Annotated in this window: 12 protein-coding genes; 5 read left to right on the forward strand and 7 right to left on the reverse strand. The window is 71.7% G+C overall.

What is annotated here, in order from left to right:
• Positions 1-523: 523 nt before the first annotated feature.
• Positions 524-1,144 carry a TetR/AcrR family transcriptional regulator gene (locus DLJ58_RS08810; RefSeq protein WP_124854698.1) on the reverse strand — a complete coding sequence of 207 codons (621 nt, stop codon included), beginning with the start codon at positions 1,142-1,144 and terminating at the stop codon, positions 524-526.
• A 109-nt stretch (positions 1,145-1,253) separates the two neighbouring features.
• Here DLJ58_RS08810 and DLJ58_RS08815 point away from each other — a divergent pair, with 109 nt between their 5' ends.
• From DLJ58_RS08815 to DLJ58_RS08825, 3 genes are all read left to right on the forward strand, one after another.
• Positions 1,254-1,727, forward strand: a complete 474-nt coding sequence (locus DLJ58_RS08815) for a MarR family winged helix-turn-helix transcriptional regulator (protein ID WP_208740943.1) — start codon at positions 1,254-1,256, stop codon at positions 1,725-1,727.
• The gene (locus DLJ58_RS08820) at positions 1,724-3,367 is read left to right on the forward strand and encodes an MDR family MFS transporter (RefSeq protein WP_124854700.1); all 1,644 of its coding nucleotides are present in this window, start codon (positions 1,724-1,726) and stop codon (positions 3,365-3,367) included. The genes DLJ58_RS08815 and DLJ58_RS08820 overlap by 4 nt, the downstream gene beginning before the upstream one ends.
• 104 nt (positions 3,368-3,471) lie before the next feature.
• Positions 3,472-4,353: a phosphatase PAP2 family protein gene (locus DLJ58_RS08825; protein WP_124854701.1), complete on the forward strand. Its 882-nt coding sequence runs from the start codon at positions 3,472-3,474 to the stop codon at positions 4,351-4,353.
• A 15-nt stretch (positions 4,354-4,368) separates the two neighbouring features.
• Here DLJ58_RS08825 and DLJ58_RS08830 read toward each other — a convergent pair whose 3' ends face one another.
• Positions 4,369-5,178, reverse strand: coding sequence for a CPBP family intramembrane glutamic endopeptidase (locus DLJ58_RS08830; RefSeq protein ID WP_124854702.1), 810 nt, complete (start codon positions 5,176-5,178; stop codon positions 4,369-4,371).
• Between the two features lie 37 nt (positions 5,179-5,215).
• Complete coding sequence (locus tag DLJ58_RS08835) at positions 5,216-5,959, reverse strand: SAM-dependent methyltransferase (RefSeq protein ID WP_124854703.1); 744 nt, start codon at positions 5,957-5,959, stop codon at positions 5,216-5,218.
• Positions 5,960-6,021: 62 nt separating this feature from the next.
• On the opposite strand from DLJ58_RS08835, the gene mug reads away from it, so the two are divergent.
• Positions 6,022-6,591 carry a G/U mismatch-specific DNA glycosylase gene (gene mug, locus DLJ58_RS08840; protein ID WP_208740945.1) on the forward strand — a complete coding sequence of 190 codons (570 nt, stop codon included), beginning with the start codon at positions 6,022-6,024 and terminating at the stop codon, positions 6,589-6,591.
• Here the strand turns inward: mug and DLJ58_RS08845 are convergent.
• Positions 6,588-7,088 (reverse strand): SRPBCC family protein, encoded by a 501-nt coding sequence (locus tag DLJ58_RS08845; RefSeq protein ID WP_124854704.1) that lies wholly within the window; start codon positions 7,086-7,088, stop codon positions 6,588-6,590. The two genes, mug and DLJ58_RS08845, sit on opposite strands and share 4 nt — an antisense overlap.
• Positions 7,085-7,447 carry a metalloregulator ArsR/SmtB family transcription factor gene (locus DLJ58_RS08850; protein WP_124854705.1) on the reverse strand — a complete coding sequence of 121 codons (363 nt, stop codon included), beginning with the start codon at positions 7,445-7,447 and terminating at the stop codon, positions 7,085-7,087. The genes DLJ58_RS08845 and DLJ58_RS08850 overlap by 4 nt, the downstream gene beginning before the upstream one ends.
• 112 nt (positions 7,448-7,559) lie before the next feature.
• Here DLJ58_RS08850 and DLJ58_RS08855 point away from each other — a divergent pair, with 112 nt between their 5' ends.
• Complete coding sequence (locus DLJ58_RS08855; protein WP_112673580.1) at positions 7,560-8,660, forward strand: calcium:cation antiporter; 1,101 nt, start codon at positions 7,560-7,562, stop codon at positions 8,658-8,660.
• A gap of 106 nt (positions 8,661-8,766) precedes the next feature.
• On the opposite strand, the gene DLJ58_RS08860 is transcribed toward DLJ58_RS08855, so the two are convergent.
• Positions 8,767-10,023 (reverse strand): RNA polymerase sigma factor, encoded by a 1,257-nt coding sequence (locus DLJ58_RS08860; protein ID WP_124854706.1) that lies wholly within the window; start codon positions 10,021-10,023, stop codon positions 8,767-8,769.
• 4 nt (positions 10,024-10,027) lie between these two features.
• The gene (locus DLJ58_RS08865) at positions 10,028-10,420 is read right to left on the reverse strand and encodes a YciI family protein (protein ID WP_244218850.1); all 393 of its coding nucleotides are present in this window, start codon (positions 10,418-10,420) and stop codon (positions 10,028-10,030) included.
• Positions 10,421-10,485 lie beyond the last annotated feature (65 nt).

Consider the following 10,485-nt stretch of genomic DNA (forward strand, 5'->3'; position numbering starts at 1 on the left):
GGCGGGGACGGGAACGCATGGTCTTGCTCCTCTGCTGAGCGTCGGCCCAGGCGCGCGTCACGGAGCTGTGCGGGCTCGCCGGGGCCGAGGTTGGCGGTGGTACGGAGCCGGGCCGCCGACGCTCGGCTGAGGTAGTGCGGGGTGGTGTCGTGCCGGTGGGGGTCGTCCTGCGGGGGAGCGCGGCGCTGCGCCGTTCGGGTTGCCGTGCGGGTGCTCCCCGCCCGCCGAGGGGGGAGCGTCGCGTCGCCGAGGTGCCCCGTTACCACAAAGGACGGTCAGGGCGCATCGACTTCTATCGCTGACGCAGTAAACCTCCGATGTCTGCGGTCCGTCAAGACCGCGCCTGTCGGCTACCACCCACTGGACGGCGGCACCGGGACTCGTCAGCCCAGTGCGGGTGCGAGTGCCAACTGTTTGGTCTGGCGCAGGAGCAGCGTCCGACACCCAGGACAGGTCGGCGGTCGACGCGTTCAGCGCTCGTGGGGGAACCGGAGCGGGGCTCTGCGGGGATCGGGGAGCGGCGCTAGGTGCCGGTGCTGGTCCGGTGGCCTCCGGGGGCCACGGCGGGAGCGGCCGCGACGAGTGCGGTCCGGACGGTTTCCGCCATCGGGTCGCCCGGGTGCTCGATCCAGTGCTGGACGGCGACCCGCAGGATGGCCAGGAAGGTCGCGGCCAGAAGGCGGGAGCGCAGTGCCACGTCGTCGTCGGTCAGCCGGTGGGCGAGTTCCGCGGCCAGGTCGCGCTCGATCGCGGCGTACGCCGCCACCTGGTGTGGGGCCAGGCCGGGGTGCCCGCGCAGCTTTCGGCGTTGGGCCAGCCAGGAAGGTTCAGAAGCGCCGAAGACCTCCTCGGTGAGACGCTCGGCTGCCCGGCTCAGGACGGTCCACGGCGCCTCGTCGACGGGCTGTTCCCGGATCAGCTGCAACAGCCGGTGCAGGCGCATGGTGTCGCCGTAGAAGAGGGCCTGCTCCTTGCTGGAGAAGTAGTTGGAGAAGGTCCGCCGGGAGACGTTGGCGGCGTCGGCGATCGCCTCGACGGTCACCGCGTCGATGCCCTCGTCGGCGGCGAGGCGTAGGGCCGCCTCGTGCAGGGCGAGGCGGGTGGCTGCCTTCTTGCGCTCCCGGAGGCCGGTCGTCTCGTCCATCGCACCGAGGGTAGTTGCCGGTGAGCGACTTCTCAATGAGCAAACTTGCCTGCTGGGCAAGATCGGTGAATGCTTGCTTGAGGCAACCAACTCTTGCGTGGGGGCAGACGTGGAAAGCGGCTCTCGTGAACTGGGCCTTCGCCTGTACGACCTGGTCAGAAGCGTTCGACTGCTGAAGCAGCGCCGGGCCGACGCACGCCCGGCGATTCCGCCGGGCATGCTCGGCATGCTCGTGCAGATCGAGCAACTCTCCAGCGACTGCCACGCCCGCGACCTGGTCGACCGCACTCGGCTGGACGCGTCGACCGTCAGCCGCTCGGTGGCGGCGCTCGTCGCGCACGGCCTGGTCGAGCGGCAGCCAGACCCGACCGACAAGCGGGCGACCTTCCTGGCGGTCACCCCGGCCGGCCGTGCCGCCCTGGCCGACAGCCACCGCTGGTACGGCGAGGTGCTCCAACGAGCGCTCGCCGACTGGACTCCCGGCGAGGTGGCGGCGCTCAGCTCCGCCCTCGGCCGATTCGCCGGCGACATCGAGGTCGCCCTCGCAAACAATGACAACGACAACCTGGAGGCCGCGCGATGAGCGCACCCACCATCACGGCCGGCGCTGAGCCGATGACCCATCGGCGGACACTGGAAGCGCTCAGTGGCCTGCTGCTGGTGCTCTTCGTCGCGATGCTGAGCAGCACGGTCGTCTCGACCGCCCTACCGAAGATCATCGGGGCTCTGAACGGCTCGCAGAACCAGTACACCTGGGTGGTCACCGCAACCCTGCTCACCGCGACGGCGACCACCCCTATCTGGGGCAAACTGGCCGACCTGTTCAACAAGAAGATCCTCATCCAGGTCGCCATCGTGGTCTTCCTGGTGGGCTCAGTAGTCGCCGGCTTCTCGCAGAGCGCCGGCCAGCTCATCGCCGCCCGCGCGTTCCAGGGCATCGGGGTCGGCGGTCTGCAGGCGCTCGTCCAGGTGGCGATCGCGGCCATGATCCCGCCGCGCGAGCGGGGCCGCTACAACGGCTACCTCGGCGGTGTCATGGCCGTCGCGACGGTCGGCGGCCCACTGCTCGGTGGCCTCATCGTCGACACGTCCTGGCTCGGCTGGCGCTGGTGCTTCTTCGTCGGCGTACCGGTGGCCGCCATCGCGCTGATCCTGCTCCAGGCCACCCTGCACCTGCCGACCGCGCGGCGCGAGAACGTCAAGATCGACTACCTGGGTGCCAGCCTGATCGCCGCTGGCGTCAGCGTGCTGCTGATCTGGATCTCCTTCGTCGACGGCTCGTTCGCCTGGATCTCCTGGCAGACCGCCGCCATGGTGGGAGGTTCGCTCGTCCTGCTCGCCCTGGCGGTCTGGGTCGAGTCGCGCGCGGCCGAGCCGGTCGTCCCGCTCGGTATCGTGCGCCAGCACACCACCGCGCTGGCCATCCTCGGAAGCCTCGCGGTCGGCATGGCCATGTTCGGCGGTGCCGTCTTCCTCGGCCAGTACTTCCAGATCGGCCGCGGCTACAGCCCGACCGAGGCGGGCCTGCTCACCATCCCGATGATGGCCGGAGTCCTCGGTTCCTCCATCGTCGCCGGCCGGCTGATCACCAAGAGTGGAAAGATCAAGCCGTACATCGTCGCCGGTTCGATCCTGCTCGTCGCCGGGTTCGCACTGCTCGGCACCATCGACCACGAGACGTCGCTCGTCCTGGTCGGCGTCGCCATGTTCACCGTCGGCGTCGGCGTCGGCATGACCATGCAGAACCTCGTTCTCGCCGTTCAGAACACGGTCTCGCTCAAGGACATCGGCGCGGCCAGTTCCAGCGTCGCGTTCTTCCGGTCTCTCGGGGGCACCATCGGCGTCTCCGTGCTCGGTGCCGTCCTCGCCCGCCGGGTCGGCGACCAGATCACCCGCGACCTCACCGCCGCCGGGATCCCCGCCTCCGGCGGCTCGGAGGGCAGCAGCAACCTCAACATCACCGCCCTTCCCGAGCAGGTCCAGGACATCGTCCGGGCCGCGTACGGCGACGCCACCGGACACATCTTCCTCATCTCCGCCGCCATCGGGGTCGTCGGCATCATCGCCGCGCTCCTGCTCAAGCCGATCACCCTGCGGACCAGCCTCGACCTGCCGGACGCCGCCACGTCGACGGCCGTCGCCGCCGACGCGGTCGACGGCGCTCCCGCCCTCGACCAGGTGCGCGTCGACACCACGCAGGACGGACCGACTACCCGACGCTGATCTCGGGCAGTCGGACCCGGGGCCGCCGCCGTCCGAAGACGGCGGCGGCCCGGTCTGTCCAGTCAGGGCCGGTTACGAGCGAAGGTCACCGAATCGAGGAAGCTGTGGATACCGCGGAGCTGCCAGCGGCACCCGCACGGCGAGCCGCCGCACTGCGCCGGGCTGTACGTGAGCTGGGGCTCGTCGCCGCACTGTTCCTCATCTACAAGGCGGCTCGGGTGGCGGGGGCCGACCGGGTGTCGACCGCGGTGGGAAACGGGGAGTGGATCTGGCGGGTGGAGCGCCTGTTCCACCTGCCCAACGAGGCCGCCTTCCAACGTCCCGTGCTCTCCCACGAGCTGCTGGTGCACCTGGCCAACGGCTACTACGCGTACGTGCACTTCCCCGCCACGATCATCTGTCTGATCTGGCTGTACGTACGCCACCCCGTGCGTTATCTCTGGACGCGTCGCATGCTCGCCGGGCTCACCGCTGCCGCGCTGGCACTGCACTTCCTGCTTCCGCTGGCACCGCCGCGACTGACCGCCCTGACCGGCATGGTGGACACCGGCAGCCGTTACGGGCCCGCCGTCTACGGCCCACCCGACACGGACGCGTTGAGCAACCAGTACGCCGCCATGCCCTCCCTGCACGTCGGCTGGGCTCTCGCCGTCGCCGTCGCGCTCATCGCGGTGACCGGCGGACGCCTGCGGTGGCTGTGGCTGGCGCACCCGCTCGTCACCCTGCTGGTTGTCGTGACCACTGGCAACCACTACTGGCTCGACGGCATCGTCGCGGCCGTGCTGCTCGCCATCGTCTACCTCGTCCTGTCCAGGCCCCGCACCGGCGACCAGCCCACCCACCCGCCGACGCGGCGCCCGGACGGGCGGCCCCGCCAGCGCCTCTCGCCAGACCGGGATGCAACCGGTGCTCTACGGGCTCCGCAGGCGCCGTCCGGTCACCCAGCCGGACGAGCCGACGCCGGTGATGTCGTGCGAACGCCATAACCGTTGGTGTGCTCGTCAACCGAGCGGCTCCGGTTCACGGGCCTGCCAGCTCAGGCGGTTGTGGTGCAGCCGTTGCACCGCTGTCCAGCCGAACGCGAACGGTATGGCACCCATGGCGACGAGTCCCAGGACGTCCGATCCGGTCACGTCGAAGACGGCGCCCACGTCGCCGAACAGTTGGGCGACGGTCTGGAAGGCCACGTGGAAGCCGATGCCCGCCCAGATGTCGCCGGTGGCGACCCGGAAGCCACCAAGGAGCAGAGCGAAGACGAAGAACAGCAGCAGTCTGTCTAGGGAGGTGGCGGCGCCGACGAGGAACCCGAACAGGGTGAACAACACGGACTGTCCGAGGACGGCCTGCCAGGCCGGTAACCGGGTGGCGAGGTTGCGCTGGAGGTAGCCGCGGAAGACGAGTTCTTCCGGCAGCGCCTCGTACAGGAAGACGAGGACGACCAGCAGCGCCGCCACGCCCAGGGCGTCCGCCGCGGAGGTGCGCAGGCGGATCTCGACCCAACCCAAGCCGAGGCAGAGCGCGAACCCCACGGCGGCGGGGATGAGCCAGCAGGCCATGCCGAGCAGCAGTCGTCGCCAACCGGTGCGCAGGGAGGGCAGCCCGAGACCGGTCCAGGGGCGACGGTCGAGCAGGCGACGGGCGGCCACCACCAGGGGCACGACGAGCACCGTCGTAAGGATGGCCCTGGCCACATGGGTCGGGCGGTCGTAGTCGCGATCGAGAAAAGCCCCGAGAAGCAGCCACACCAGCACAGCGCCGACGGACACGACGAGGACCCGCCAGGGCAGGGCGAGACGAGGTCGGGCGCTCACCACGCGCAGCGTAGCCAGCGGTGGCAAGGGTGACCGGTCAGCGACCGAGGACGAGGTAGGCGAGGCCGAGAACACCGCGGTAGCCGCCGACGTACTGGCGCAACCGGTCGTCGAGTTCCGCACGGACCTCGGCCGCACGGGGATCCTCCGGGTACGCCAGCAGCCACTCCTGCCGGCCGGCGAGCCAGGTGGACTCGAAGTCGTCCCACTCCCGCTGGTCGGCGGTGCTCAGGTGCAGCAACCGCCAGCTCCGCCGACGGGCGGCCTCGACCAGCCCGGGAAGGGTCGGGACCTCCGGGCCGAAGACCTCGGCGATCTCCGCCGTGGGGGACCGTTTCCAGTAGGCGTCGCCGAACAGCAGCCGCCCACCGGGCCGGACCACTGCGGCGAGTGCGTCGAGGGCGGCCTCGGTGCCGCCGAAGGCGTGTGCCGAGCCGATGCAGAGGACCCGGTCGGCCGGCTCCTGCCAGGCCGCCGCTTCCCCCATCACGAAGGCGACGTGCCGGTTCAGCGACCGTCCCGCGGCCAGCCGCCGCCCTCGGGCGAGCGCGGCCTCGTCGGTGTCGACGCCGACGCCGCGCGTCGCGACCGGGCCGGAGACACCGCCGGCGGCGACCGCCCGTAGCAGCAGCTCACCCCAGCCACAGCCGAGGTCGAGCACACGCGCGCCGGGACGGACGTCGAGCCGTTGCAACAGCAACGCGGCGTGCTCCGGCGAGAGCGGAGTGTTCCAGCGCATCCGCGCGTAACGGCTGGCGGCGAGGTGGTCGGTTGACTGCATCCGTTGAGGGTGTCAAGCCAGCCGCCGGGTCCGGCACCGGGGCGTACGGCAGGATCGGTGAAGTGGACGGGGAGCGTGCGGGGCCGGCGCGCCGGCCGACCCCGCAGGAGGTGGCGGCGGCGGCCGGCCGGGGTCTGCCGGACATCATCGGCCCCGGGCTGCGCGTGCTGTTCTGCGGCTACAACCCGGGCCTCTACTCCGCCGCCGTGGGGGAGCCCTTCGCCCGCCGGGGCAGCCGATTCTGGCCGGCCCTGCACGGATCCGGCTTCACCGACCGCCAGCTGCACTCCTGGGAACGCGACGAGCTGCTGCGGCAGGGTCTGGGCATCACCAGCCTGAGCAACCGGGCCACCGCCCGTGCCGCCGAGCTGACCTCGGAGGAGCTGGTGGCCGGGGTGACCGGGCTGGCGGTGAAGGCCGAGCGCTACCGGCCGCGCTGCGTGGCGATCCTCGGGGTGAGCGCGTACCGCATCGCCTTCGCCCGACCGAAGGCCGGGCTGGGCCCGCGACCGGACCGGCTGGGGCCGGCCCAGGTCTGGGTGCTGCCGAACCCCAGCGGCCTGAACGCACACTTCCCGCTGCCGGAGTTGACCGCCGAGTTCGCCAAGCTGCGGCAGGCCCTCGACCCTTAGGGCGTGGCGACCAGCCCCTGGTAGTACTGCTGCATGGCCGGGTGGTAGTCGTCGAACTCGGGGCGGGGCGAACCGTCCCGGGAGGCGACCAGCATGTCCAGGTAGTACTCCCAACCGGCGCCCACCTCGGCGATGCCCTCCACGCTGCTCAGGTGCTGCACGAACCGCAGCTCGGTGGTGCCATTGGTCTCGGTCAGCGACAGCTCCAGCAGCCAGCTGCCGTAGTCGTCGACCATCGACACGGCGAGGCGCTGCCGCGGTTCGCACGCGTCGATGCGCATCTCGCACCAGGGCTGCTGCTCCTCGTACGCCATCTGGACCCGGATGGTCCGTCCGGGGCTGGCGTCGCCCTCCCACGGGCCGAACCAGCGGGCCGTACGCTCCGGCTCGGTCAGGCTGGCCCAGACGTCCGCCGCCGGGGCGCGGAAGGTCCGGGTGAGGACGAGATCGTGGCCGGTGTCGGTGTGAAACAGGCGTCCGGCGGGTGTGCGGGTCATGCCGTGTGCTCCCTTCGGTGCTCCGCCGGGCCGCGGCTGCGGCTCTCTCGGCGGGTGCGATAGACCTCGGTCTCCAGCGCGTCGAGGTGCCGGCCCCACCGGTCGGTGGCCGCGAGTGCGGCGAGCCAGTCGACCAGCGGGGCGAGCGGGCGCGGATCGAGTCGGTAGATCCTCTGTCGGCCGACCATCTCGTCGTGCACCAGACCGCTCTCGCGCAGTAGCCGCAGGTGGCGGCTGATCGCGGGTCGGCTGATCACGAATCGCCGGGCGATGTCACCAGCGGACAGTGGCTCGTCGCGCAGCAGGGTCATGATGTGCCGTCGTACCGGGTCCGCGATCGCGGTGGCCACCTCGTTCACCTGGAAAGCGTAACCTCTGAGTTACGGGTTGACGTGGCGAAGGCCACGGACGGCCGCATGTCGCCGCGTCGATGGTGGGCACATGATCACTTGACCTGGCACTCTTTACGTCATGGCCGCCCTCCTTCGCTCCCGCCTGACCGACTGGACGTTCGTCGTACCTGTGCTCGCCGTCCTGATATTGATGGTCACCTGGGGGCGGAGCCTGCCTGGGCCCGTCATCGTGGTTGTCGCGGTGCTGCTGGGCGGCGCGGTGCTCGCGGCGGTGCACCACGCTGAGGTGGTCGCCCACCGGGTGGGGGAGCCGTACGGGTCCCTCGTGCTCGCCGTCGCGGTCACCGTGATCGAGGTGGCCCTGATCGTCACGCTCATGATCAGCGGGCCGGAGAAGACCCAGTCACTCGCCCGCGACACCGTCTTCGCCGCAGTCATGATCACCTGTAACGGGATACTGGGCCTGTCCCTGCTGCTCGGTGCGCTGCGCCGCCGAGTGGCCGTGTTCAACCCGGAGGGCACCGGCGGTGCGCTGGCCACCGTGATCACCCTGGCCACCCTGAGCCTGGTCATCCCCAGCTTCACCACTGCCCGCCCCGGCCCGGAGTTCAGCCCGGCCCAACTCGTCTTCGCCGCCGTCGCGTCGCTGGCCCTGTACGGGCTGTTCGTGCTCGTGCAGACCGGCCGGCACCGCGACTACTTCCTGCCGGTCGACAGCCGGGGCAAGGTCATCGAGACGGAGGAGCACGCCAAGCCGCCCACGACCCGCGCGGCGATGGTCAGCCTGGGCCTGCTGCTGGTGGCGCTGGTCGCGGTGGTCGGCGACGCCAAGACGGTCTCCCCGACCATCGAGGCCGGGGTCGCGGCGGCGAACCTGCCGCACGCGTTCGTCGGCGTGATCATCGCCCTGCTGGTGCTGCTGCCGGAGACCCTGGCCGCCGCCCGCGCCGCCCGCCGAGACCGGGTCCAGACCAGCCTGAACCTCGCGCTCGGCTCCGCGATGGCCAGCATCGGCCTGACCATCCCGGCCATAGCGATCGCCTCGATCTGGCTGGACGGCCCGCTGCTGCTCGGCCTCGGCGGCACCCAGCTCACGCTGCTCGCGCTCACCGCCGTGACCGCCGTCCTCACGGTGGTGCCCGGCCGGGCCAACGTGTTGCAGGGCGGCGTACACCTGGTGCTGATGGCCGCCTTCGTCTTCCTGGCCGCCAGCCCGTGATCCGCACGGTCGGCCGGCTCAGCCCGTGATCCGCACGGTCGGCCGGCTCAGCCCGTGACTCGCACGGCCGGCCGGCTCAGCCGTGATCCGCACGGGCCTGCGCGGGTCAGCCGGCGGGCGGCGGGTCGCCCGCGAGGCGCTCCGCGCGGGCGTTCAGGTAGCGCTGCTGCGCCAGGTTCGTCGAACGGGCCGCCGCCATCCGGTACGCCTCCCGCGCGGCGAGCCGCTCGCCCTCCAGTTCCCACAGGTGGGCGCGGGCGGCCGGCAGTCGCGGGTCGTCGGCGAGGCGGGGGTCGTCGGCCAGGTCGGCGAGCAGCGCCAACCCGGCCGGTGCGCCCCTGCTCATGGCCACCGCCACCGCGTGGTTGAGCGCCACCACCGGGTTGTCGGACATCCCGAGAAGCACCTCGTACAGGGCGGTGATCTGCGCCCAGTCGGTGGCCGCCGCGCTGGGCGCCTCGTCGTGCACGGCCGCGATGGCCGCCTGGAGCTGGTACGCCCCGACCACCCCGCGCGGCAGCGCCCCGGTGATCAGCTCGACCCCCTCGGCGATCTGCTCGGCCCGCCACCGGGAGCGGTCCTGCTCGGCCATCGGCACCAGCTCACCGTGCCGGCCGATCCGCGCCGGAGCGCGGGCGTCGGTGAGCAGCATCAACGCGAGCAGCCCGGTGACCTCGGGATCCTCGGGCACCAGCCGGCGCACCAGCCGGGTCAGCCGGATCGCCTCGGCGGTCAGGTCGGCGCGCAGCAACCCCGGCCCGGCAGTGCGGGCGTACCCCTCCGTGAAGATCAGGTAGAGCACGTGCAGCACGGCGGCGAGCCGGTCGGCGCGCTCCGGGCCGGTGGGCGGCGCGAACCGCAGCCCACTGTCACGGATCCGCTGCTTGCCCCGGCTGATCCGCCGGGTCATCGTCGTCTCCGGCACCAGGAACGCGCGCGCCACCTCGGCGGTGCTCAGCCCGCCCACCGCCCGCAGGGTGAGCGCGATCTGCGACGCCGCCGACAGCGCCGGGTGGCAGCACAGGAACAAGAGGATGAGCGTGTCGTCGGCGTCCGCCGGCGGACGGTCGGCGGCGGGGGCGCGCCACTGCTCCGGCAGCACCCACCGGGCCACCGTGTCCTCCCGCCGCATCCGGGCCTGCTCGCGACGCAGCAGGTCGGTCAGCCGACGGGACGCCACGGTGATCAGCCAGCCACGCGGATTCTCCGGTACGCCGTCGCGCGGCCAACCGTGCGCCGCGGTGATCAGCGCCTCCTGCACCGCGTCCTCGGCCGTGTCGAAGTGCCCGTAGCGGCGGACCAGCGCGCCGAGGACCTGCGGCGCCAGCTCGCGCAGCAGGTCCTCGGCGGGAGTCTCCGGCACCGGGTCAGCCGGCCAGGTCCTCGACACCGTCGAGCACCGGTCGTACGTCCACGTACCCACCGGGGGCGTCCGGGTCGACCAGGCCGGCGGCGATCTCGGTGGCCCGGTCGAAGCTGGCGCACTCCACGATGGTGTAACCGGCGAGGACCTCCTGCGTCTCCGGGTACGGGCCGTCGGTGATCACGGGTGCTCCCTCGCGCACCTGCACACGGCGGGCGTGCACCGGCTCGCTCAGGCCCCGGGCGTCGACCAGCTCCCCGGACTCGGCCAGCGCCTGGTGGAAGGTCTCCATGTGCTGGTGCATCGCCGCGATCTGCTCGGCCGACATCGCCGGCCGGTTGGAAGCCCGCCCGGACAGCACGTCGTAGTCCTGCTGCGACCCGTAGAGCAAAATCATGTACTTCACGGTTCTTCCCCTCCTCCTGCGAGGACACCACCCCGGCGCCCCCACAGGAAACGTCG

It is taken from the genome of Micromonospora arida (assembly GCF_003857035.1).
Lineage (GTDB): Bacteria > Actinomycetota > Actinomycetes > Mycobacteriales > Micromonosporaceae > Micromonospora > Micromonospora arida.

Excerpts from the sequence above, each read along its gene's own strand:
- DLJ58_RS08855 (WP_112673580.1), top strand. The coding sequence starts at position 7,560 with ATGGCCGCCCTCCTTCGCTCCCGCCTGACCGACTGGACGTTCGTCGTA.
- DLJ58_RS08810 (WP_124854698.1), bottom strand. The coding sequence starts at position 1,144 with ATGGACGAGACGACCGGCCTCCGGGAGCGCAAGAAGGCAGCCACCCGC.
- DLJ58_RS08835 (WP_124854703.1), bottom strand. The coding sequence starts at position 5,959 with ATGCAGTCAACCGACCACCTCGCCGCCAGCCGTTACGCGCGGATGCGC.
- DLJ58_RS08865 (WP_244218850.1), bottom strand. The coding sequence starts at position 10,420 with ATGATTTTGCTCTACGGGTCGCAGCAGGACTACGACGTGCTGTCCGGG.
- DLJ58_RS08820 (WP_124854700.1), top strand. The coding sequence starts at position 1,724 with ATGAGCGCACCCACCATCACGGCCGGCGCTGAGCCGATGACCCATCGG.
- DLJ58_RS08845 (WP_124854704.1), bottom strand. The coding sequence starts at position 7,088 with ATGACCCGCACACCCGCCGGACGCCTGTTTCACACCGACACCGGCCAC.